Origin of the sequence: Aeromonas sp. ANP5, from assembly GCF_963870295.1 — a bacterium.
Classification (GTDB): Bacteria; Pseudomonadota; Gammaproteobacteria; order Enterobacterales; family Aeromonadaceae; genus Aeromonas; species Aeromonas veronii.
The window spans coordinates 75,871-98,278 of the sequence record NZ_CAWMRY010000001.1; the positions used below are offsets into that span (position 1 = coordinate 75,871).

Below are 22,408 nucleotides of genomic sequence, written 5' to 3' on the forward strand. Positions count from 1 at the left end.
GAATCGTGATGGAGAGTCAAAAAATGTCCCAGCTCGAGGTGGCGCTAGCCGAGATCAAGCGCGGAGCGGAAGAAATTCTGGTTGAAGAAGAACTTGTCGCCAAGTTGAAGGAAGGGCGCCCGCTGCGCATCAAGTTGGGCATGGACCCGACCGCCCCCGACATTCACCTGGGTCATACCGTGATCCTCAACAAGCTGAAGACCTTCCAGGATCTGGGCCATGAAGTGATCCTGCTGATCGGTGACTTCACTGCCATGGTGGGTGACCCCTCCGGCAAGAACGCCACCCGTCCGCCGCTCTCCGAAGAGGCCATCAAACACAACGCCCTCACCTATGCCGAGCAGGCGTTCAAGATCCTCGACCCCGCCAAGACCCGCATCGAGTACAACTCGACCTGGCTGAGCGAGCTGGGTGCGACCGGCATGATCAAGCTGGCGGCCAAGCAGACCGTGGCCCGCATGATGGAGCGCGACGACTTCAAAAAGCGCTACACCGGCGGCCAATCCATCGCGATTCACGAATTCCTCTATCCGCTGCTGCAAGGCTATGACTCGGTCGCGCTGAAGGCGGACGTTGAGCTCGGCGGTACCGACCAGAAGTTCAACCTGCTGATGGGCCGCGAGCTGCAAAAAGATGCCGGCATGGCGACCCAGTGCGTGCTGATGATGCCGCTGCTGGTGGGTCTGGATGGCGTCAAGAAGATGTCCAAGTCCGCAGGCAACTACATCGGCGTCCACGACGCCCCGGGCGAGATGTTCGGCAAGATCATGTCCATCACCGACGATCTGATGTGGAACTACTACGAGCTGCTCTCCTTCCGTCCGCTGGCCGAAATCGAAGAGTTCAAGGCAGGCATCGCTGCCGGTACTCTCAACCCGCGCGACGTGAAGATCTGGCTGGCCAAAGAGATCATCGCCCGTTATCACGACGAAGCGGCGGCTGAAGCGGCTCATGAAGATTTCACCCAGCGCTTCTCCAAGAACGCCATTCCGGACGAGATGCCGGAAGTGGAGCTGGCTCTGGAAGGTGACGGGCTGGCCATTGCCAACCTGCTGAAAGAGGCCGATCTGGTGGCCACCACCTCCGAAGCGCTGCGGATGATCAAGCAGGGCGCGGTCAAGGTGGATGGCGAGAAGCTGGAAGATGGCAAGGCACTCATCGGTGCCGGTACCGCCGTCTATCAGGTCGGCAAGCGCAAGTTTGCCCGTGTGACTGTCAAATAAGCAGTCGCATCAGGCAAGCCGGCCATCAGGCCGGTTCAAGCTTGTTCAACAGGGCCTCCTTCGGGAGGCCTTGTTGTATCTGGGCGGCACGGATCTGGGCGATAAAGTGCCGCAGCACGGCACTGCTTGGGTGTGGCCGTGTTGCCAGACTGATGCTGGTCATCATGCCGTTGCCCTCAATGGGGTGATAACTGACCCCGAGCGGGCGCAGCGCCGCCACCGAGCTGGGCACCAGAGTCACGCCAAAGCCCGCCTGCACCATGCCGACGGTGGAGATCACCTGCGGACATTCGGGCCCCAGTATCGGCTCGAAGCCCGCCTCCCGACAGAGGCCCACGATGCCGTCATAGAGCCCGGGCCCGATGGCGTGGGGAAACAGAATAAAACTCTCGTCTTTCAGGCTGACCAGTGGCAAGGGGCCCGGCTTGGCCTTGGGATGGCTGGTCGGCAGGGCGATCAGCAGCGGCTCCTGCTCGATAAGGTGATGGGCAAAGCCCTCGCTACCCCGGCAGGGGAGCCGCAAGATGGCCGCGTCCAGCCGATCGTTGCGTAGCGCCTCCACCAGTGCCGGCATGGTGCCCTCCTGCGGGCTGAGGGCCACCTCGGGGTAGCGCTCCCGATAGTCGTGCAGCAGGGTCAGCACCGCGGGGTGGAGCACGGTGGAACCGGCAAAGCCGATCCGCAGCGCTCCCTGCTCGCCCCGGGCAATCCGCTTTACCTTCAGTTTTGCCGCATCTGCCAGCGCCAGGATCTGCGCCGCATCCCGATAGAGGCTCTCGCCCGCCTCGGTCAGCTCGACACTGCGGGTCAAACGGCGCAGTAGCGGGGTGCCCAGGGTCTCTTCCAGCTTGCGGATCTGCTGGCTCAGCGGTGGCTGGGCCATGTTGAGTGATTCGGCTGCGCGGGTGAAATTCTGCTTTTCAACAACGGCCATGAAGTAGCGGAGCGTACGAAGTTCCATATCGATTGAGTCTCAAAGTCATGGGATCAGCGTATTGGTGTTGAAATGTGAACCAAGTCACCATTGGATCCGAACGCTAACAGGATTCACGGTGGAGGTGAAACCCGAATGGAACATATTGCAACATCTGACAGTGCCGGGTGCAGCTGTGCCCTCGAAGTGAGCCAGCAGTTTTCCCGCTGGCGCAGGCAGCATGACGGTGGCGAGATCTACCAGAGTTCCCTGATGAGCGCCCTGCTGGCGGGGGTCTACGAAGGGGAGACCACCATGAGCGAGCTGCTGCGCCACGGCGACTTTGGCCTCGGCACCTTCAATCACCTCGATGGCGAGCTGATCGCCTTCGAGCGCCAGATCCACCAGTTGCGCTCTGATGGCTCGGCCCGTCCCGCCCGCGCCGATCAGAAGACCCCCTTTGCGGTGATGACCCATTTTCGCCCCTGTCTGGAGCGTCGCTTCGATCACCCCCTCAGCCGTGACGAGATCCACCAGTGGGTGGATCGGCTGGTGGGATCCGACAACGTCTTTGTCGCCCTGCGCCTCGACGGCCAGTTTGAGACGGCCAAGGTACGAACCGTGCCGCGTCAGGAGCCCCCTTATCGCCCCATGCTGGAAGCAATCGAACAGCAGCCGCTGTTCCGCTTTGCCGCGGTGGCGGGAACCCTGGTGGGCTTTCGCTGCCCGCCGTTCGTGCAGGGAGTTAATGTAGCGGGCTTTCACGAGCACATGATCACCGCCGATCGCAAGGGGGGTGGCCATCTGCTCGACTACACCATGGCCCACGGTACCCTGCGGCTTTCTGTGGTGCGTCACCTCAATCTGGCCCTGCCATCGGATCCCGCTTTCCGGCAGGCCGACCTCAACCCCGCCGATCTCGATCGCGCCATTCAGGCCGCCGAAGGCTGATAGACAAGGAGCAATATCATGGAAAACAGACAGTGGAAGTGCGGTGCTGAGCTGGTGGTTCGTCATCTGGAGGCGCAAGGGGTCAAGCAGGTGTTCGGTATTCCCGGTGCCAAGATTGATCGGGTGTTCGATGCGCTGGAGGACTCCCCCATCGAGACCATAGTGGTGCGCCACGAGGCGAACGCCGCCTTTATGGCGGCCGCCGTGGGGCGTCTCACCGGCAAGGCGGGGGTGGCGCTGGTCACCTCGGGCCCCGGCTGCTCCAACCTTATTACCGGGCTGGCGACCGCCACCTCGGAAGGGGACCCCATGGTGGCGCTGGGCGGTGCGGTGCGCCGTGCCGACGGCCTCAAACTCACTCATCAGAGCATGGATACGGTCAACCTCTGCCGTCCGGTCACCAAGTTCAGCGCTCAGGTCAACAGCGGGGCGGCAATTTCGGAAGTGATGGCCAACGCCTTTCGCGCTGCCGAGCTGGGGCGGCCGGGGGCGGCCTTTGTCAGCCTGCCGATGGATATCATCAACAAGCCGGTACAGGGCAATGTGCTGGTACCACGCGAGGTGCCGGAGCCGGGCTGCGCCGATGAGCAGAATATGGAGCAGGCATTGACCCTGCTGCGTAACGCCGAGAATCCGGTGGTACTGCTCGGCCTGATGGCGAGCCGGCCGGAAAATGCCGAGGCAGTGCGTGCCTTCCTCGACAAGGCGCGGCTGCCGGTGACCGGTACCTATCAGGCTGCCGGGGTGGTGGACAGCTGCCACTTCGATGACTTTGCCGGACGGGTGGGGCTCTTCAACAACCAACCGGGGGATCAGCTGCTGGCAGGGGCCGATCTGGTGATCTGCATCGGCTACAGCCCCATCGAGTACGATCCCGTGCTGTGGAATGGCGATCGGGAGCGGCGCATCCTCCATATCGATGTGCTGCCTGCCGATATCGACAGCAGCTACTGCCCGACCGCCGAGTTGGTGGGGTCGATCCGCGCCAACCTGTTGCAGCTGACCCGCATCATGGGCAATCCGAAAATCCGTCCCCCCGAGGTGGATCGGTTGCTGCAAGGGGTGCGCCAGCAGCGACTGCGACTGGCAATGCGGGCAGACGATCTGCACGGCAATCCGGTTCACCCCTTGCGTATCGTGCGCGAGCTGCAGGATCTGGTGCGCGACGACATGACCCTCTGCGTCGACATGGGCAGCTTCCATATCTGGATTGCCCGCTACCTCTACAGCTTCCGCGCTCGTCAGGTGTTGATCTCCAATGGTCAGCAGACCATGGGGGTGGCACTGCCGTGGGCCATCGGCGCGGCGCTGGTGCGGCCGGGGGAGAAGGTGATCTCGGTATCGGGGGATGGCAGCTTTATGCAGTCAAGCATGGAGCTGGAGACGGCGGTGCGGCTCAAGAGCAATATCGTCCACATCATCTGGGTCGATAACGGCTACAACATGGTCGCGATGCAGGAGCAGCAGAAGTATTGTCGCACCTCCGGCGTCTCTTTTGGTCCCATCGACTTCAAACTCTATGCCGAATCGTTCGGGGCGGCCGGTTTCGCGGTGCGCTCTGCCGACGAGCTGCGCGCCACCCTGCGGGCCGCGCTGGCGGTGGAGGGGCCCGCTGTGGTGGCGATCCCGGTGGATTACTCCGACAACCCGGGGCTGATGGCCCAGCTCAGGCCAGAAGTATTGGCATAGTGTGGGCAGCAGTGCTGGCCTGAATCCCTGTGTAAGAGCAGGCAGACCCGTCCATATAGCAAAAACCGGCATCAATGGATGCCGGTTTTTTATTGCTACGCGGGATGGGTGGCCTTAACGGGCCAGCTGGACGGCGGCGCGTGCGCGGGCCGGTTGTGGGCGCTGTTTGGCTTTTGGCGCGCAGGCCATCTTCAGGCGCAGCCACTCGCGCCACAGCAGCCAGCAGAGCGGCAGGGTGAGCAGCAGCACGGTCGCGGGCTGGGCCATCAGCACCCCATCACGGCCCCACAGTTGCGGCAGCAGGAAGATGAGCGGCAGCAGCAACACGGTTTTGGCGATGGAGATGACCAGCGCCTGACGGGTACGTGCCATGGATTGCAGCAGCACTATGCCGAACATGATGATCCCCTCCAGCGGAATGGCGCCGAGGTTGAGGGTCAGGCTGCTGATGGCGGCGGCCAGCAGCTCGGGATCCTGATCGCCGGTATAGAGCATGGCGACCTGTCCCGGTAGCAGCTGGATGGTGAGCCACACCAGCATGCCGTAGATAAAGGTGAACTTGAGCCCCATCTCCATCAGGTACTTGAGGTTGCGATGGCGCTTGGCCCCTGCCGCCTTGCTGATGAGCGGCTGAATGCCGAACGCCAGCCCCTGCAGAATGACGATAAAGACCGCCTCGGTGTAACCGGCCACGGTAAAGCCCGCCAGATCCTTCACATTGCCATACACCATCAGCTGGCTGTTGTGCAGCATCAGCAGCAGGCCGAGGTTGAACTGGGCAATCAGGCTCGGCAGACCGGTAAAGAGCAGGTGCGGCATGGCGGGGAGGTTGGGCACCAGATCCCGCCAGCTGAGGCGCAGCCGCGCCCAGGGGGTAAAGAAGTAGCCAAGGCCGATCAGGCTCACCGCACCCTCTGCCATCAGGGTGGCTTGCGCGGTACCGATCAATCCCAGCCCCAGCCGACCCACCATGATGTAGTTGAGGATGATATTGAGCACGGCGCCGCTGCTCACCAGCACCATGGCCAGTTTCGGGCGGCCATCGTTGCGCAGCAGATAGGGAACCGCCAGATTGCTGGCCAGCAGCAGGGTACCGCCGCCAATCCAGGTGAGGTAGTCGCTCGCCTGTTTCCAGGTCTCGGTGCCCTGTTCAATCCCCAGCCCCAGCAGGATATCGGTGTGGGTGTAGTAGAGCAGCACCGGCGCAACGCCCCCGAGTCCGGCCAGCAGCCAGAGGGCGTTGACCAGCGCCTGACGGGCCAGCGTGTCGTTTTTCGCCCCTTGCTGGAAGGAGATGGCGGTGGCTGCCCCCATGCTGATCATGGCAGCCAAGCCGATCAGCACCATGATGACCGGATAGACCAGGTTGATCCCGGCGAGGCCAGCGGCACCGACATAGTGGCCGACGAAGATGCCGTCGATGAGGTAGTAGGCCCCCGAAACCAGCATGGCAAGAATGGAGGGGAGGGCGTAAGCCCAGAAGCGACGGGTCATGGCCCGTTGCCGCAGTGTTAAATAGGCAGACATATCTGTTCTCTCGGGGAGTTCGATTATCGAACAGCTAGTCTAGATTAATACTTATTTGGTGATAATCAGGGTTTCACTTGATGAATTGCTGAGTATTACTCACTAATCCGGGGTTTTGGTAGTGCGCCTTGAGCATGTCGATCAGGATGCGCAGGCCGCTGCCCAGCTGATGCCGACTGGGATAGAAGAGATAGAAGCCGGCAAAGGTGGGGCACCAGGGCTCCAGCACGGTGAGCAGTTTCCCCTCCGCGACCTTTTGGCTCACCTCCTCTTCCAGACAGTAGGCGAGTCCCAGCCCCGCCTCGGCGGCGCCCAGATAGAGGGCCGGGGTGCTGGTAGTGAGCGGCCCGGTCACTTCGATCTCCAGCATGGTGCCATCGGCGGCAAAGGCCCAGCGATAGTGATGGTGCGGAGTGAGGCGATAGCCGATACAAGCGTGGCGACTCAGCTCGCTCGGGTGCTCCGGCGTACCGTGCTCCGCCAGATAGGCCGGGGAGCCCACCACCAGATAGCGCTGGGGCGGGCCGAGGGGGATGCCGATCATCTCCTTGGGCAGCAGATCCCCATAAAAGAGTGCGGCATCGTAACCATCTTCAATCAGCCGGGGCATCAGCTCCTGCTCCACTACCTCCACCTGCATCCGCGGATAACGGGCCAGATAGTCGATCAGCACAGGTGCCAGCAGGCTGTCGATGGCGCCGCGGGGGGCGCAGAGCTTGAGTCGACCCACCGGTTCATCGCTGTTGCGGGCCAGCTCGCAAAGCGCCTCTTCCAGGGTATTGAGGGTGGGGAGCAGCTGCTTGAGCAACCGCTGGCCCGCTTCGGTCGGCACCACGGCGCGGGTGCTGCGGTTGAGCAGCCGTACTCCCAGACGGGCTTCCAGCCCCTTCAGGCTATGGCTGAGGGCGGAGGCGGAGACCCCGAGTTCGAGGGCGGCCTTGCTGAAACTGCGGTGACGGGCGACGGCGGCAAACACCGCCAGTTCGGCGAGATCGGTACGGGTAATGGTCATCATCAATCAACAAAAAGGCGTGAGTCACAAGGGTACGCCAAGGCCGTGCTGCACACAATCCGCGCTAAATGGGTGGCTTGTTGCAAATATGTAGCTGCTCGCAGGCCATTGATTCCAGTGAAACTAAGTTGAATTGTTAAAAAAAACTCACAATAAGGCGCTTTGAGTGTGATCTTGGTCGTCCGAAAGGCGACCAAAATCAAACTTTGGTTGATTAATTCAAAAAAACGCTGTGATTAATAAGGGCATTTAATTAAAGTCAGCCCATCAAGAGTGGCGCACGTTAATCGGTTGTTAAATGAAACGGGCGCCGACCCTCAGGGTCAAAATCTCGCACTGTTGTTTGTTGCAATCCTGTTGTCACAAGGAGTGATGGCCAGGTTGCCGGGGGGCGAGAGGTTAATATCAAGGACGGACAGCAGGCGTTCCAGGGAGATGGAACCGGGCCAAGGCCCGACCAAACAAGAATCCCATTTTCCTAGATGACAGGAACAACGTATGTCTGACATGAATATTGCAGCTGATGGTCGTTTAGCCAGCAACACCTCCCGCGGCGTCAACAAGGCCGATGTGGTCTGGATGCTGGGTCTGTACGGTACCGCGATCGGTGCCGGTGTGCTCTTCCTGCCAATCAACGCCGGTGTAGGTGGCCTGTGGCCGCTGGTTGCCATGTTGATCCTGGCGCTGCCGCTGACTTTCTTTGCTCACCGTGGTCTGACCCGCTTCGTGCTGTCCGGCTCTACCCGTGATGGCGACATCACTGAAGTAGTAGAAGAGCACTTCGGCAAGACCGCAGGCAAATTCATCACCCTGCTCTACTTCTTTGCCATCTACCCGATCGTGCTGATGTATTCAGTCGCCATCACCAACACCGTCGAGAGCGTGATTGTTCACCAGCTGGGCATGTCTGCACCTCCCCGTGCTGTTCTGTCACTGGCTCTGATCCTCGGTCTGATGGCGGTTGTTCGTCTGGGCGGCCAGGTTATCGTCAAAGCGATGAGCGTGCTGGTATTCCCGTTCGTGCTCACCCTGATGGGTCTGGCGTTCTACCTGATCCCGCACTGGAACGGTGCCATCATCACTGAAGCTCCGGCCCTGTCCGACGCCTTCAACGGTGACTTCATCAAGACCCTGTGGCTGGCTATCCCGGTAATGGTGTTCTCCTTCAACCACTCCCCGATCATCTCCTCCTTCGCGGTGGACAACAAAGGTCGTTACGGTGAAGGTGCCGAGAAGAAGTGCAGCAACATCCTGCTGGGTGCCCACGTCATGATGGTGATGACCGTTATGTTCTTCGTATTCAGCTGCGTACTTAGCCTCTCCCCGGCTGACCTGGCTGCTGCCAAAGAACAGAACATCTCCATCCTGTCCTACCTGGCCAACCACTTCGATAACCCGGTTATCGGTACTGTGGCTCCGCTGATCGCCATGGTTGCCATCAGCAAATCCTTCCTGGGTCACTACCTGGGTGCGCAAGAAGGCATGAACGGCCTGATGGCCAAGGCGCTGCGCGAGAAGGGCAAGAATGTTGACATCAAGCAACTGAACAAAGTCACTGCCGTGTTCATGATCCTGACCACCTGGGCTATCGCTACCATCAACCCGAGCATCCTCGGCATGATTGAAGACCTGGGCGGCCCGATCATCGCAATGCTGCTGTTCCTGATGCCGATGTACGCCATCACCAAGGTTCCGGCCATGCGCAAATACGCTGGCAACATCAGCAACGGCTTCGTGACCATCATCGGCCTGATCGCCATGTCCGGTATCATCTACAAGCTGATTGCCTGATAACTCCGGTTACCAAGTTGAATGAAGAAGCCGCCTCGCAAGAGGCGGCTTTTTTTATGGCTTTTTGGGGCGGCGAGCGGATGCGGTATCGCTACTTCATCAGCTTCTTCACTTCATCGCTGGCCAGCGCCTTGTTGAATTTGTCCCGCGCCTCTTTCCCCTTGGCTGAGTTGGTAAAGCAGACGTGGAGGGACTTGTCCTCGAGGATCTTGCCGTTGAAGCCGAGGTTGGCGGCAACGTCCTTGAGTTGGGGATCGCTCTCCAGCAGATAGGTCATCACATTCTGGTCGATGACCGCCAGATCGAGCCGACCGTTGCCGAGCTTGAGCAGGTTCTGGCTGTCCGAGCTGGTGGCGTCAGCCGAGAGCGCCTTGCTGGCCACTTTTTCGTCGAACTCGGTGGTGTTCACATAGCCGGTGACGACACCAATTTTCTTGCCCTTGAGGTCATCAAGGCTCTGCCAGGTGACCGGCTGATCGGCTCGCTGGGCAAACCCGAGAGGGCCGTTACCTATGGGGTCGGAGAAGAGGCAGCTGCTCTTGGGGTCGAGATACTCGGGGAAATAACCCAGTACCTCGGGGTTGTTGGTCGCCTCGTCCACGGCCCGTTGCCAGGGGTAGAACTTGATAGTCAGCGGGTCGCCAGCCAGGGCAAAGGCTGCGGTCACCACCTGACTGCTCTTGCCCTGTTCAGGCAGGCTGGCGCTGGTGTAAGGGGGCCATTCAAGGCTGGTCAACACCGCCGCCTGAGCGACCGACATGCCGAACAAGGGAAGAGTGGCCAGGGCGAGGTGCTTCCATTTCAGGCTCATAGAGATAACTCCTTGTAGTCAAACACCCCTTAAAGATAGCCCCCGGTGTCGATTGTGGATGCCGACCATGACTGACCGGCATCCGTGCCATCTATTTGTTGTCGATATTCTCCGACTGCCAGAGGGCATAGCCCTTGCCGGAGGCCGTGGTGGGCAGATCAATCTGCATCAGGTCGTTGCCGATGACAAACGGGCCCGAGTAGCGGGCGCGCAGATCCTGCGCCAGATCCTTCACCCTGATCTTGCCGTTGAGCCCTATGTGGCTGAACACGGTCAGCGCCGGTTTGGCTTCGTTCAGAACGCGGGCGGCCTGCTCGGGGGAGGCGAGGTGACCGGCGATCGCCTTGTAGCCGGGGTTGGCCTTCATCTGCTCGGCAGAGGTCATGGAGACGCAGTGCACCAGCAGATCGGCCCCTTTGGCCTGCTTCACTACTTCGGGGCTGTAGCGGGTATCGCCGGAGAGCACCACGCTGTGGCCGTGATAGTCGATACGATAACCAAACGATGGCTTGATGTTGACCCCGTGGTCGTTGTCAAAGGCGGTTACCTTGACCCCGTCATGGTTGTAGACCACCCCGGCGGTGACCTCGTGGCTGTTGATCTCCACCCCGTCCAACGGCGTTCCCTCATCCTTGACCCGGGTGGCGATGTCGGTGGCGTAGGCCTGCTGCAAGCCACGGGCGAGAGCTGTGGTGCCTTTGGGGCCGTAGAGTTCCATCGGCGCGTGGCGCTGGCCATAGGCCGGTTGCAGCCAGCCGGTCAGCCAGAGATCCGCCAGCCCGTTGGTGTGGTCGGAGTGAAAGTGGGTGAGGAAGAAGGCGTTGACCCGGCCGATGGGGATATGCAGCTGCCACAGGCGAGTGGCGGAGTTGCGGCCAAAATCGAACACCAGCTTCTGGTTGCCCGCCTCGACCAGAGTGCTGTAGCCGCCCCGGCTGATCTGGGGCACCGGAGTGCCGGTGCCGAGCAGGCTGACCCGAAAGATATCGGGCTGGGCTTGAGTTGCTGAGGCAGGGGCATGGTCGTGGTTGCTGATAAAACTGCTCTCGGCAGCCTGACTGACACCGGTAGCCAGCAGACCGACCAGTAATGCGGCCAGATAGGTGTTTTTCATGGGAATTTATCCTGTGGGGAAGGGACGGCATCACTGTATTGGTAACTAAAAGTTGAATAAATTGGCTAAAATCCATTTCTTACTAAACTTTTGGTTGTGAATTAGGACTCGGTAGCGGGTCGTGTTACTCAGGAACGAACAAAGGAGCGGTTGTGGACCGATTGACCAGCATGCGTATCTTCACCCGGGTGGTGGATCTCGGCTCCTACAGCGCGGTGGCGAGCGAAGAGGGGATCAGCGCCCAGATGGTGGGCAAGCATGTGCTGGGACTGGAGCAGTGGCTGGGGGGCAAGCTGTTTCACAAGACCACCCGCCAGCAGACTCTCACCGAACTGGGCCAGCTTTTTCTCGCTCGCTGCCAGCGGGTGCTGGAGGAGCTGGCACTGACCGAGTCGCTCACCCAGAACCTGCTGGCCGAGCCGGCCGGACGACTGCGCATCGCCGCTCCCCTCAGCTTTGGCCACCACCGGCTGGTGCCGCTGCTGCCCGCTTTTCTCGACCGCTACCCCAAGCTGGATCTGGATCTGCAGCTCACCCCGCGCTGGGTCGATCTGGTGGAGGAGGGATTCGATGCCGCCATCCGCACCCTGCGCCCGCAGGATGAGGCGCTGATCGCCCGTCCGCTGCTGACCCAGCACTACCGCCTCTGCGCTGCCCCCGACTACCTCAATCGCCACGGCGTGCCCCGTCATCCGGCCGATCTCGCCTGCCACCAGTGTCTGCACGGCAACTGGGGGGAGCACGAGCGTTGGCAGTTTGTCGGTGAGGATGGCCAGAGCGAGGAGGTGCGGGTCGCCTCGCGCCTGCGCATCAATCACTGGCCAGCCTTGTTGACGGCAGCGCTCTCGGGTGCTGGCATCACCTTGCAGCCAGCCGAACAGGTGCGTGAGCATATCGCTTCGGGGCGTCTGTTGCCGCTGCTTGGCCGCTATCAGAGCCCTGCCAAGACCCTCTACTTCATCTATCCGGCGGCGCGGCGGCAGGTGCTCAAGATCACCCTGCTGGGGGATTTTCTGGCCGAATCCCTGCAAGCTGGGCCCGAGCCTGAATAAAAGGCTGCATATTTTCGCCCCCACGCTTAACCATCGTACTTAACAAAGGGGCGTAGCAGGCCTAACATGGCGGGATGTTTTTTTAGTCAGGACAAAAGGATATGTCTGGGTTGAAAAAGGATCTCGGGCTCTGGCAGGGGATGGGGCTGCTCGCCACCTCGCTGCTCGGCACCGGGATCTTCGTGGTACCGGCGACTGCCGCCTCGCTGGCGGGCGGGGCCTCGCTCTGGGCCTGGTTGCTGCTGATTGCGCTGGTGCTGCCCATCGCCTTTACCTTCGCTCGCCTCGGCCGTCGCTATCCCCATGCGGGTGGCGCGCCGCACCTGATTGGCCTCGCCTTTGGCAACGGCGCCGAGCGCTTCTCCGCCTTCCTGTTTCTGGCAGTGCTGCCGGTGGGGCTGCCTGCCGCCCTGATGATTGCCGCCGGTTTCTGGCACGCCCTGTTCGAGATGGGGGAGTGGACCCTGTGGGCAATCCAGCTGCTCACCCTGCTCGGGGTCTTTCTGCTGGGGCTGCGCGGGGCGCGATCTTCCGGCAACCTGCAACTGCTGATTGCGCTCGCCATTTTGGGGCTGACCCTGCTTATCTGGTTCAAGGGGGAGGTGAGCTGGCGCGATGCAGCCCGGCCGCTACCGAGCGCGGATGAGTGGCCCCCTATGGCCACTGCGCTGGCGGTGATGTTCTGGTGTTTCGTCGGGCTGGAAGCCTTCGCCCACATGGGGGAGGAGTTCAAGCGGCCGGAGCGGGACTACCCCATCGCCCTGCTCGGCGGGGTGCTGCTGGCGGGGCTTATCTACTGGGTGCACTCGCTGGTGGTGCTCAAATATGGCCTCTACGGCGATGAGGCGAAAAACGCCACCGCAATCCCCTCTCTGCTGGCGCTGCTGTTCGGCCCCACCGCCAAGTGGCTGGTGGCGGTGCTCGGCTACCTCTCCTGCTTTGCCAGCATAAACATCTACATTCAGGGCTTTGCCCGGCTGATCTGGAGCATGGCACGGGAAGGCAAGTTGCCCCCCTCGCTGGCCGTGCTCACCGCGCGCGGCGCGCCGCTGCGGGCGCTCGGCCTAGTGCTTGCCATCTGTCTGCTCTGCATCACCCTCATCATCTGGTTGCGACTGCCGCTCGATGAGCTGATCCGCTACGCCAACGGCAACTTCGTGCTGGTCTACCTGCTCTGCATGGCGGCGGGCTGGCGTCTGCTCGGCGGGGTGGGCAAGGGGCTGGCGGGGATAAGCGTACTGCTCTGCGCTCTGGTGCTGGTGGCGCTTGCCACTCAGGTGCTCTATGCGGTGGTGCTGAGTCTTGGCTACGGCGGCTTCTCGTTGTGGCGGCGCAGACGCCGGCTGCTGACCTCTGACGATATTTGCGCCATCAAGTAGCTCCCGAAAAAAGCCCCGTAGTGCGGGGCTTGTTGTTGTCTGTCAGCGGCTTGCGGGCAGGTCGCTGCGCAAGATGGCGTAGTGGCGCAGGGAGATGAAGCCATCCCCCTTGCGTTCGCACTCCCGCGCCGTGCCCTCGTAGTGAAAACCGGCCCGCTCCATCAGACGGGCGGAGGGGAGGTTGGGCTCCTCCACCACCGCCAGCAGCCGGTGCAGGTCGGTAGTGCGGTAAGTGAGCGGCAGCCACAGCCGCAGCGCCGCGCTCATCACCCCCTTGCCCCAATGCTCGGGATAGAGCCAGTAGCCCAGCTCGGCCCGCCGATGAGTCGGGTCGGCATCGTTGTAACCGATGGCGCCGAGCGGCTCGCCCGATCGCCGGTCGCGAATGAGGTGCCAGGCGCCACTGCTGGTACGGGTCAACTCTGCATACCACGTCATCTGGGCCTGGCACGCCGTCAGGCTGTCGTAGCTGACGCCGTAGTAGGCGACGACCCGCGGATCCGACAGACCGCGGAAGATGTGGGGCAGGTCGGCGTCGGTGACCGGATCCAGCCTGATGTGGGGTTGTTGCGTTGATGTCATGGTGGCTCCTTGCGGCCAACCGGAGTTGGCCGCGTGAGTTGAGTAGTAATGGATGGATGATGCCGGCATCAGGCAAAGCCGAGCCGCTCGGCAAGGTGCGCCAGCTCGCTCTGCCACTGCTGCTGCAGGCGCGGGGTCTGGTGTCTGGGCTTGCGGGCCAGATCGGCGGCGAGCAGGGCATCGAGTTCATACCAGCGTGCCAGCAGCGCCTCTTCGTCATCTGCCTGTCCAGCCGGGGCCTTCCCCATGGCGGGGTCGGCCAGTGCCTGAGCTGTTGTGGGGAGGGCCCTGCTTGCCTTGTCTGCTGCCGGCAAGGGGGCATCGCCGAGCAGTTCGGCATAGGCCCGCTCGGCGCAGTGGGCCTCCCGGATCTGCCCGTCCCTGATCAGCCAGAAGCGGTTACAGCTGCGCTCGATCAGCTCCCGGTCGTGGGAGACAAGTAGCACGCCGCCCGGGAAGGCGGCAATCGCCTCGGCCAGCTCCTCCTTGCCTGCCAGATCCAGGTGGTTGGTGGGCTCGTCGAGCCAGAGCATGTGGTGGCTGCCGAGGGACAGGGCGAGAAACAGCAGCCGTGCCCGCTCGCCCCCGCTCAAGGTACGTACCTGCTGGCCGTGACGGGCATAAGGGAAGCCCGCCCGGATCAGCGCCTGACGCCGGGTCATCTCCGGCAGAGGTGCCAGCGGGTAGAGGGCATCGCTCAGGGGGGCGTCGTCAGACAGCTGCTGCAGCGACTGATCGTAATAGGCGATGCTGGCGCCGGGGTGGCAGTACCAGCCCGCCTGCGGGCTCTGCGCGGCCAGTTCGCGCCAGCACTGGCGAAGCAGGGAGGACTTGCCGGTGCCGTTGGCTCCGAGCAGCGCGACCTTATCTCCTGCCCGCAGCCAGAGCCCTTCGGCGCGCAGCAGCGGCGGCAATGCTGGCGCTGGCGATACGTCGAGGGTCTCCAGTCGCAGCAGCGTGTCGGCAGGCAGGCTCACTCCGCGCAGCTCGAGCCGCCAGGGGGCCTGCGCTGCCACCTGGCTCTGCTCCTCCTGCAGGCGGGCGATGCGCTTCTCCATGGATTTGGCCTGACGCACCAGCTTCTCGTTGTCATGCTCTCGCCCCCAGATGGCGAGGCGTTTGCTGCTGGCGCTCAGGCGGTCGATCTCTTTTTGCTCGTCAGCCCGGCGCAGGAGGGCCTGCTCATCCTCGGCGGCCAGCGCCGCTCGCGCCTCGCTGCAGGGCAGGGCGAAGCGGTGCAGCTCGCCATCGCGCAGGATCAGGGTCTGCTCGGTGACCCGATCCAGCAGGCGGCCATCGTGGGAGACCAGCACGAAGGCGCCGCGCCAGCCCAGCAGAAACTGCTCGAGCCAGAGCAGGGCGGGCAGATCAAGGTGGTTGCTGGGCTCATCGAGCAGCAGCAGGTTGGGTTGGCGCAGCAGGGCACGGCCTATCTGCAGTCGGCTGTGCTGGCCGCCGCTGAGTGCACTGACCGGCAGCGTGGCCTGAGCTTCCAGCTGCAACTCGGTCAGCAGCTTGTCCACCTGCCATTCGGCGGCGGGGTCGTTGCCCAGCACGTCAAACAGCACGGCGTGGGTGCTGAGGGTAGAGAGCCCGGCGGGTAGTTGCTGGGCCACGAACTCGCAGCGGCAGGCTGCGGCCTGCACGACACGGCCGGCTTGAGGCGTGCGCTCGCCCGCCAGCAGCGCCAGCAGGGTGCTCTTGCCGCAGCCGTTGGCGCCAATCAGACCGAGCCTGTCGCCTGCGCGGATGCCGAGTTCGAGATTGTCAAATAACGGAAGGTGCCCCGCACTCATCTGCAGGGAATGGGTACTCATCAGGGTTGTCATGCTCTTGCTCTCTTAAATCGCGGGATCGGATATCCCTGTCATCAGGAGCGCTGGCGACAACGGCAGAGTCGAGAAAGGTCTCGGTATGGAGGGGAGTCGGCTTTGCTCGAACCCGCTATCGCAGCGCGATGGTATGCAGGCAAGAGCAGGCAAATGTGCCGAACAGGCGGGCCGAAATGATCGGGCACGCTTGGATAACCATGTTTTACCTCCTTGTGTTTCGTTATGGCACGGTGTGGCGATTATAAGAAGAGAGCCGGATCCAGTTCAACAATTCATCATCGTTGTGGAAGGGGCTATGGAGAGGTTGCCCATATGGGCCCTCTATTCTCTATCCCAGGCCCCAAACCCCCTGTTGGATCAACTCATCGGTGATTTGTCGGCAAAAAAAGTGGGATCCAGCTCCCGTTTTGCTTAAAGTGATCCCTTCCGATCCCGGTGGTCGGAATGCCCGCAAGGATGCCCTTCAGACGTAAACAGGATGGCCTGGCCAGACTGACTCTCAGAGATGTGATTGCTCCGGTTCTCTTTTTATCTGTCACCTGTGGTGATAGCGCCTTGTTCCGTTCAGTCAGCCCGGGTTTTGCGTCTCTCTCATCGTGCATTGTCACCATCTGCAGCGAGTGAATCATGAGCGAATCGGTTTTTGAGATCCACGACTGGACCCTGAGCGTTGACGACAACATGTTGTGTCGCCCCGACCGCGAGGTCTACCTCGAACCCAGACTGGTCAATCTGTTGCGGTTTCTGGCCCACAATGCCGGCACCGTGTTTGGCCGCGATGCCCTGATCAATGAGGTGTGGGATGGCGCCGAGGTGACCGATCAGGTGGTGACCCAGTCCATCTTCGAACTGCGCAAGATCCTCAAAGATGGTCGCACCGATGCGACCGACTATATCGTCACCGTACCCAAGCGCGGCTACAAGCTGGTGGCACCGGTGCGGCCGCTGCAGGTGGTTTCCGTGGTGATGGCGGACGAGCAGCCCGCGGTCAATACCTCTCTCTCCGATAACCCGACGCTCTCCGATCTGAGCCCGCCCGCGGCTGAGCAGGATGATGATGCACAGCCCAATGTCGCCCCTTTTCCCGCCGGGCCCCTGACCCGCGCCATCTCCACCCATGCCAAGGATGCTCGCAGCCGCTGGAAGATGGTGAGTTTCGATATCTTCGTTGCCATCGTGCTGATCGCCATTGTCAGCATGCTCAGCTACCAGCACACCAGTCCCCAGGTACACGCCATGCTGGATCCCAATCTGCTGGTGTTCCGCTTCCACTCCGGCATGGATGACAACAACGAGAACGTGCGCCTCGCCGATGGCATTACCCGTGCCCTGATGGGGGAGGTGGCCGTGGCCACGCCGCTGCGGGTGCAGTACGGCGCCACCACTCTGATGGGGGGCATCATGCCCGGCAAGGAGCTGAGTGTGCGGGTCACCCGCCAGCCCCGTGGCACCTATCTCGATCTGGAGTATCGCAATATCAATACCAACCGGGTGCTGTTCAGCCATCAGTACCAGCTCAGTCGCCACAGTGTGCACGGCGTGTTGCAGGCGAGCAGCCAGGATCTGCTGCGCGCCCTCGACCAACCCGATGCCGAGCCGGGGATGGGCTGGCCGACCGATGATGCCTCCCTGATGGCGATGATGGAGGCGCAGTACTACATCAACAGCCGGGATCCGGTCGCTCTGAAGCGGGGTATCGATCTGCTGGAGCAGGCGCTGATTGCCCATCCGGATCAGCCGCTGCTGCTGGCGGAGCGCTATCTGGCGGGCGAGGCGCTGGCCACTCTGGCGGGCAAATCCGAGAGCGAGCGACTGCAGGGGATTGGCACCCATCTCGCCAGCGTGGTGCAAAACAGCGGCGCTCTCCCAGCTCGGGTGTGGGAGGCGTTGACCCTGCAGGCGATCCTCAACGGCCAGCAACAGCAGGCCAACTATCTGCTGGAGAAGGCGGCGAGTCGCGGCCGCTCGGTGCTCTATTACATACTGCAGGGCAAGCTGGCGGAGCTGGATGGTCGCCCCGAGGCGGCGGGGGATGCCTACAGTCAGGCCTTCCTGATGGAGGCGACCGAGCAGACCTATCTGCTCTGCCAGCAGCTCGGTTTCTACAGCAATATGGAGAGCCTCACCCCGGCTCTGTTCAATGCACTGGGCCAGAGCAAGGTGAAGCTCTTCTAACGCTACTGCTCTACGCTTCTATCGGCCAGCCCTGTTGTTGGCACTATCGACAGGCTGCCTTCGGGCGGCCTGTGCTGTTTCTGCTCGTTTCAATCCTGCTTCTTTGCCACCGGGGATAGTCGCTCTGGCGCGGCCCGATTTATCCCCCGCAGCTCCCCACTATCTGCCTTTGTCTTGCACGCGGCATTCGCTGCACTCGCGTTTGTTCGGCTTCACGCCGCGCACGCAGCTTGTGACATCTGCTCATTGTCGGTTGCGGGATAAGCTGTCTGTCTCGACCCATTTCTCATTGCTTACCGGTTATCGCCGTTGCGCTTTACCTCTGAGTTTGGATTGTGATGAGCCGAGCTGAGGGGCGAACAGGAGGTGAGTGGCCACTCAGGGTGATGGTCAGCTGGGCGTTCGGATGGTTACAAGGGGAGGGGGTGCATTGGGAGCTGCTTTATCGCGGGTTTATCTGGCCAAAAATATCAAGACGGCGAGATAAGGGGGTTATCAAGGGGAAAAAATGGGGCGGAAGGATATCAAGGTTTTATCAAGGCGGCTGTGTGATGTGATGTCAATTTACTGTTTTTAAATGGTTTTTATCAAAAGTAACGAGGCGGCGAAAAAAGTTGGCTCATATTTTTATCCGTTAGCTGGTCTTTATGTTTTCCGGGGATGAGAGGCCTAGTCTGTGCCCATTCTTTGGCGGGGCGTTCCGCCAAATGTGTATGTGACGACCCGACCTTTTATAGAACCGGAGATCTTATGTCCCTAGATACGAGCAAGAAGATTGGCCTTATCGCCTGTACAGGTGTGGTGGCCGGCAACATGATGGGGAGTGGCATCGCGCTGCTGCCTTCGGCACTGGCCACCATCGGCTCCATCTCTGTCTTTAGCTGGGCAATCTGTCTGGTAGGCGCCATGGGCCTCGCCTTTGTCTTCGCCCGCCTTGCAACCAAGAACCCGCAAGAGGGTGGCCCCATTGCTTACGCTGGCGAGATCTCTCCGGTGTTCGGTTTCCAGACCGGAGTGCTCTATTACCACGCCAACTGGATCGGTAACCTGGCCATCGCCATTACCGGCGTCTCCTACCTCTCGGTCTTCTTCCCCATTCTCAACAGCCCAATTCCGGCCGCCGCAGCCACCATCGCTGCCGTCTGGATCTTCACCTTCGTCAACCTGCTTGGCGGTAGCTGGGTGAGCCGACTCTGTACTCTGGGTCTGGTGCTGATCTTGCTGCCGGTTGTCGGTACTGCGGTGATGGGCTGGGGTCATTTTGATGCCACAGTCTACAGCCAGAACTGGAACACCACCAGCGGCAGCGACCTGCATGCGGTCATCAGCGCCGTGCTGATCTGCCTCTGGTCCTTCGTCGGTGTTGAATCTGCCGCCGTCTCTTCCGGCATGGTGAAGAACCCCAAGCGCACCGTACCGCTCGCTACCATGCTGGGTACCGGTATCGCGGGTGTTATCTACATCCTCTCTACCCAGGTGATCAGCGGCATGTTCCCGGCCGGTGAAGTGGCTGCCTCCGGTGCACCGTTTGCCATGGCCTCTTCCGCGATCTTCGGTAGCTGGTCTGCGCCGTTTGTCTCTGCCTTCACCGCCCTGGCCTGCTTCACCTCGCTGGGCTCCTGGATGATGCTGGTGGGCGAGGCGGGCAAGCGTGCCGCCAACGACGGCAACTTCCCGAAAATCTACGGTGAAGTGGACAAGAACGGCGTGGCCAAGAAGGGTCTGATCCTGGGCTCCCTCAAGATGACTGCCCTGATGGTTGGCCTGACCGCCTTCACTTCTCAGTCCGCTCACGCTGCTGATCTCTTCAACGTGCTCACCACAGATGCGGTGTTGCTGACCATGCTGCCCTACTTCTACTCCAGCATTAACCTCATTCGCTTTGAGGGCATGACCTCCCGCAGCATCGGCGCGATGATCTTCTCCGGTGTGGCCTGTGTCTTCTGTCTGGTGGCCCTGATGGGTGCCAAGGGTTCCAACCTTACCGCTACCTTCGTGGTGTCGCTCATCATCCTGATGTTCTACGCCAAAAAACAGGGTCTGCGTCAGCACGACGCCCTGCTCAACGAGCAACCTAGCAACTAATTCCCCTTTTATCTTCCGAGCGCTCTTCACTCACCATCCCTGATGGAGAGCGCCCCTTTACGTGTGGAGCATTACGATGAATATCATTGCCATCCTCAACCACCTGGGCGTTTTCTTTAAAGAAGAACCCATTCGCCAGCTGCAAGCCTCCCTCGAGCGCAAGGGTTTCGAAGTTGTTTATCCGGTCGATGTGGCCGACCTGCTGAAACTGATTGAGAAGAACCCCCGCGTTTGCGGCGCCATCTTCGACTGGGACAAATACTCTCTGGGCCTGTGCAAGGAGATCCATGATCGCAACGAGAAGCTGCCGATCTTCGCCTTCGCCAACGACCAGTCCACCCTGGATATTCACCTGACCGACCTGCGTCTGAACGTGCACTTCTTCGAGTACCGTCTTGGCATGGCCGATGACATCGCCCTCAAGATGGGTCAGGCCACTCAGGAGTATCAGGACGCCATCCTGCCGCCGTTCACCAAGGCACTGTTCAAGTACGTGGAAGAGGGTAAATACACCTTCTGTACTCCGGGTCACATGGGCGGTACCGCCTTCCAGATGAGCCCGGCCGGCAGCATCTTCTATGACTTCTATGGCCCGAACGCGTTCAAGGCTGACGTCTCCATCTCCATGCCGGAGCTGGGCTCCCTGCTGGATCACTCTGGTCCGCACAAGGAAGCAGAAGAGTACATCGCCCGTACCTTCAACGCCGATCGCTCCTACATCGTTACCAACGGTACCTCCACTGCCAACAAGATCGTCGGCATGTACTCCGCGCCGGCCGGCAGCACAGTGCTGGTTGACCGCAACTGCCACAAGTCGCTCACTCACCTGATGATGATGAACGACGTGACGCCGATCTACTTCCGTCCGACCCGCAACGCCTACGGCATTCTGGGCGGTATCCCGCAGAGCGAATTCAGCCGCGACACCATCGCTGCCAAGGTTGCCGCGACACCGGGTGCCCAGGCTCCCCGTTACGCCGTCGTCACCAACTCCACCTATGATGGCCTGCTCTACAACACCGGCTTCATCAAGGAGAGTCTGGATACCCCTTACATCCACTTCGACAGTGCCTGGGTCCCTTACACCAACTTCAGCCCGATCTATGAAGGCAAGTGCGGCATGAGTGGCGAAGCGATGCCGGGCAAGGTGTTCTATGAAACCCAGTCCACCCACAAGCTGCTGGCAGCCTTCTCCCAGGCCTCGATGATCCACATCAAGGGTGACGTGGAGGAAGAGACCTTCAACGAAGCCTTCATGATGCACACCTCTACCTCGCCGCAGTACGGCATCGTGGCCTCGACCGAGATCTCCGCTGCCATGATGCGTGGCAACACCGGCAAGCGTCTGATCAAGGACTCCATCGATCGCGCCATCTCCTTCCGCAAAGAGATCAAGCGTCTGCGTGATCAGAGCGAAGGCTGGTTCTTCGACGTATGGCAGCCGGACAACATCGACACCGTCGAGTGCTGGAAGCTGGATCCGAAAGATGACTGGCACGGTTTCAAGGACATCGATGACAACCACATGTACCTGGATCCGATCAAGGTCACCCTGCTGACCCCGGGTATGGGTCGTGATGGCAAGCTGCTGGAGAAGGGCATCCCTGCCTCTCTGGTCTCCAAGTTCCTGGACGAGCGCGGCATCGTGGTCGAGAAGACCGGTCCTTACAACATGCTGTTCCTCTTCTCCATCGGTATCGATCAGTCCAAGGCGATGCAGCTGCTGCGCGCCCTGACCGAGTTCAAGCGTGGTTATGACCTGAACCTGACCATCAAGAACATCCTGCCGAGCCTCTATCGTGAAGACCCGAGCTTCTACGAAGGGATGCGCATTCAGGAGCTGGCCCAGAGCATCCACGATCTGACCTGCAAGTACCGTCTGCCGGAGCTGATGTTCAAGGCGTTTGACGTGCTGCCGGAGATGAAGATGACCCCGCACGCTGCATGGCAGCAAGAGCTGGCGGGCAATCTGGAAGAGGTGCCGTTGCGTGACATGGTTGACCGCATCAGCGCCAACATGATCCTGCCGTACCCGCCGGGAGTTCCGTTGGTTCTGCCGGGCGAGATGGTGACCCAGGATTCTCTGCCGGTGCTCGAGTTCCTCGAGATGCTGTGCGAGATCGGTGCCCACTACCCAGGCTTCGAGACCGACATCCACGGCCTCTATCGTCAGGCCGATGGCAGCTACACCGTCAAGGTGCTGCGTTAATCGACAGTGACAACAGTCGAAAGTGACAACAACGGGCCGCAAGGCCCGTTTTTCCCTCCGGAA

Annotated in this window: 16 protein-coding genes; 9 read left to right on the forward strand and 7 right to left on the reverse strand. The window is 61.1% G+C overall.

Annotated features, from left to right (window positions below; translation table 11 throughout):
• Positions 1 to 23: 23 nt before the first annotated feature.
• The gene (gene tyrS / locus AACT07_RS00340; protein WP_005338509.1) at positions 24 to 1,223 is read left to right on the forward strand and encodes a tyrosine--tRNA ligase; all 1,200 of its coding nucleotides are present in this window, start codon (positions 24 to 26) and stop codon (positions 1,221 to 1,223) included.
• 25 nt (positions 1,224 to 1,248) lie between these two features.
• Here the strand turns inward: tyrS and AACT07_RS00345 are convergent, their stop codons facing one another.
• A complete protein-coding gene (locus tag AACT07_RS00345) occupies positions 1,249 to 2,184 on the reverse strand; it encodes a LysR family transcriptional regulator (RefSeq protein ID WP_069526254.1) in 936 nt (311 codons plus the stop codon).
• Between the two features lie 108 nt (positions 2,185 to 2,292).
• Here AACT07_RS00345 and budA point away from each other — a divergent pair, with 108 nt between their 5' ends.
• Both budA and alsS read left to right on the forward strand, forming a co-directional pair.
• The gene (gene budA, locus AACT07_RS00350; RefSeq protein ID WP_005338506.1) at positions 2,293 to 3,087 is read left to right on the forward strand and encodes an acetolactate decarboxylase; all 795 of its coding nucleotides are present in this window, start codon (positions 2,293 to 2,295) and stop codon (positions 3,085 to 3,087) included.
• 18 nt (positions 3,088 to 3,105) lie between these two features.
• Entirely contained in the window at positions 3,106 to 4,776 is a 1,671-nt protein-coding gene (alsS, locus tag AACT07_RS00355; protein WP_069526255.1) for an acetolactate synthase AlsS, read from the forward strand.
• Between the two features lie 114 nt (positions 4,777 to 4,890).
• Here alsS and AACT07_RS00360 read toward each other — a convergent pair whose 3' ends face one another.
• Both AACT07_RS00360 and AACT07_RS00365 read right to left on the reverse strand, forming a co-directional pair.
• The gene (locus AACT07_RS00360; protein ID WP_069526256.1) at positions 4,891 to 6,303 is read right to left on the reverse strand and encodes an MATE family efflux transporter; all 1,413 of its coding nucleotides are present in this window, start codon (positions 6,301 to 6,303) and stop codon (positions 4,891 to 4,893) included.
• Positions 6,304 to 6,376: 73 nt separating this feature from the next.
• Positions 6,377 to 7,315: a LysR family transcriptional regulator gene (locus tag AACT07_RS00365; protein ID WP_042055187.1), complete on the reverse strand. Its 939-nt coding sequence runs from the start codon at positions 7,313 to 7,315 to the stop codon at positions 6,377 to 6,379.
• 498 nt (positions 7,316 to 7,813) lie between these two features.
• On the opposite strand from AACT07_RS00365, the gene AACT07_RS00370 reads away from it, so the two are divergent.
• A complete protein-coding gene (locus tag AACT07_RS00370; RefSeq protein ID WP_069526257.1) occupies positions 7,814 to 9,106 on the forward strand; it encodes an HAAAP family serine/threonine permease in 1,293 nt (430 codons plus the stop codon).
• A 91-nt stretch (positions 9,107 to 9,197) separates the two neighbouring features.
• Here AACT07_RS00370 and AACT07_RS00375 read toward each other — a convergent pair whose 3' ends face one another.
• Positions 9,198 to 9,917: a substrate-binding periplasmic protein gene (locus AACT07_RS00375; RefSeq protein ID WP_064337068.1), complete on the reverse strand. Its 720-nt coding sequence runs from the start codon at positions 9,915 to 9,917 to the stop codon at positions 9,198 to 9,200.
• Between the two features lie 91 nt (positions 9,918 to 10,008).
• Positions 10,009 to 11,031: an MBL fold metallo-hydrolase gene (locus AACT07_RS00380; RefSeq protein WP_069526258.1), complete on the reverse strand. Its 1,023-nt coding sequence runs from the start codon at positions 11,029 to 11,031 to the stop codon at positions 10,009 to 10,011.
• Between the two features lie 152 nt (positions 11,032 to 11,183).
• Between AACT07_RS00380 and AACT07_RS00385 the strand changes: the two genes are divergently transcribed.
• Both AACT07_RS00385 and yjeH read left to right on the forward strand, forming a co-directional pair.
• Positions 11,184 to 12,083: a LysR family transcriptional regulator gene (locus tag AACT07_RS00385; RefSeq protein ID WP_069526259.1), complete on the forward strand. Its 900-nt coding sequence runs from the start codon at positions 11,184 to 11,186 to the stop codon at positions 12,081 to 12,083.
• A gap of 101 nt (positions 12,084 to 12,184) precedes the next feature.
• Entirely contained in the window at positions 12,185 to 13,462 is a 1,278-nt protein-coding gene (gene yjeH, locus AACT07_RS00390) for an L-methionine/branched-chain amino acid transporter (protein WP_069526260.1), read from the forward strand.
• A 42-nt stretch (positions 13,463 to 13,504) separates the two neighbouring features.
• Here yjeH and AACT07_RS00395 read toward each other — a convergent pair whose 3' ends face one another.
• Both AACT07_RS00395 and AACT07_RS00400 read right to left on the reverse strand, forming a co-directional pair.
• Positions 13,505 to 14,044 carry a GNAT family N-acetyltransferase gene (locus AACT07_RS00395; protein WP_069526261.1) on the reverse strand — a complete coding sequence of 180 codons (540 nt, stop codon included), beginning with the start codon at positions 14,042 to 14,044 and terminating at the stop codon, positions 13,505 to 13,507.
• Positions 14,045 to 14,112: 68 nt separating this feature from the next.
• A complete protein-coding gene (locus tag AACT07_RS00400; protein WP_069526262.1) occupies positions 14,113 to 15,873 on the reverse strand; it encodes an ABC-F family ATP-binding cassette domain-containing protein in 1,761 nt (586 codons plus the stop codon).
• A 630-nt stretch (positions 15,874 to 16,503) separates the two neighbouring features.
• Here AACT07_RS00400 and cadC point away from each other — a divergent pair.
• From cadC to AACT07_RS00415, 3 genes are all read left to right on the forward strand, one after another.
• The gene (gene cadC / locus AACT07_RS00405; RefSeq protein ID WP_069526263.1) at positions 16,504 to 18,051 is read left to right on the forward strand and encodes a lysine decarboxylation/transport transcriptional activator CadC; all 1,548 of its coding nucleotides are present in this window, start codon (positions 16,504 to 16,506) and stop codon (positions 18,049 to 18,051) included.
• A gap of 750 nt (positions 18,052 to 18,801) precedes the next feature.
• A complete protein-coding gene (cadB, locus tag AACT07_RS00410) occupies positions 18,802 to 20,136 on the forward strand; it encodes a cadaverine/lysine antiporter (protein WP_005347861.1) in 1,335 nt (444 codons plus the stop codon).
• 76 nt (positions 20,137 to 20,212) lie between these two features.
• Positions 20,213 to 22,345, forward strand: coding sequence for a lysine decarboxylase CadA (locus AACT07_RS00415; RefSeq protein WP_069526264.1), 2,133 nt, complete (start codon positions 20,213 to 20,215; stop codon positions 22,343 to 22,345).
• Positions 22,346 to 22,408 lie beyond the last annotated feature (63 nt).

Excerpts from the sequence above, each read along its gene's own strand:
- yjeH (WP_069526260.1), top strand. The coding sequence starts at position 12,185 with ATGTCTGGGTTGAAAAAGGATCTCGGGCTCTGGCAGGGGATGGGGCTG.
- AACT07_RS00375 (WP_064337068.1), bottom strand. The coding sequence starts at position 9,917 with ATGAGCCTGAAATGGAAGCACCTCGCCCTGGCCACTCTTCCCTTGTTC.
- AACT07_RS00415 (WP_069526264.1), top strand. The coding sequence starts at position 20,213 with ATGAATATCATTGCCATCCTCAACCACCTGGGCGTTTTCTTTAAAGAA.
- alsS (WP_069526255.1), top strand. The coding sequence starts at position 3,106 with ATGGAAAACAGACAGTGGAAGTGCGGTGCTGAGCTGGTGGTTCGTCAT.
- tyrS (WP_005338509.1), top strand. The coding sequence starts at position 24 with ATGTCCCAGCTCGAGGTGGCGCTAGCCGAGATCAAGCGCGGAGCGGAA.
- AACT07_RS00370 (WP_069526257.1), top strand. The coding sequence starts at position 7,814 with ATGTCTGACATGAATATTGCAGCTGATGGTCGTTTAGCCAGCAACACC.
- AACT07_RS00345 (WP_069526254.1), bottom strand. The coding sequence starts at position 2,184 with ATGGAACTTCGTACGCTCCGCTACTTCATGGCCGTTGTTGAAAAGCAG.
- AACT07_RS00360 (WP_069526256.1), bottom strand. The coding sequence starts at position 6,303 with ATGTCTGCCTATTTAACACTGCGGCAACGGGCCATGACCCGTCGCTTC.
- AACT07_RS00380 (WP_069526258.1), bottom strand. The coding sequence starts at position 11,031 with ATGAAAAACACCTATCTGGCCGCATTACTGGTCGGTCTGCTGGCTACC.
- AACT07_RS00395 (WP_069526261.1), bottom strand. The coding sequence starts at position 14,044 with ATGACATCAACGCAACAACCCCACATCAGGCTGGATCCGGTCACCGAC.
- AACT07_RS00400 (WP_069526262.1), bottom strand. The coding sequence starts at position 15,873 with ATGACAACCCTGATGAGTACCCATTCCCTGCAGATGAGTGCGGGGCAC.
- budA (WP_005338506.1), top strand. The coding sequence starts at position 2,293 with ATGGAACATATTGCAACATCTGACAGTGCCGGGTGCAGCTGTGCCCTC.
- cadB (WP_005347861.1), top strand. The coding sequence starts at position 18,802 with ATGTCCCTAGATACGAGCAAGAAGATTGGCCTTATCGCCTGTACAGGT.
- cadC (WP_069526263.1), top strand. The coding sequence starts at position 16,504 with ATGAGCGAATCGGTTTTTGAGATCCACGACTGGACCCTGAGCGTTGAC.
- AACT07_RS00365 (WP_042055187.1), bottom strand. The coding sequence starts at position 7,315 with ATGACCATTACCCGTACCGATCTCGCCGAACTGGCGGTGTTTGCCGCC.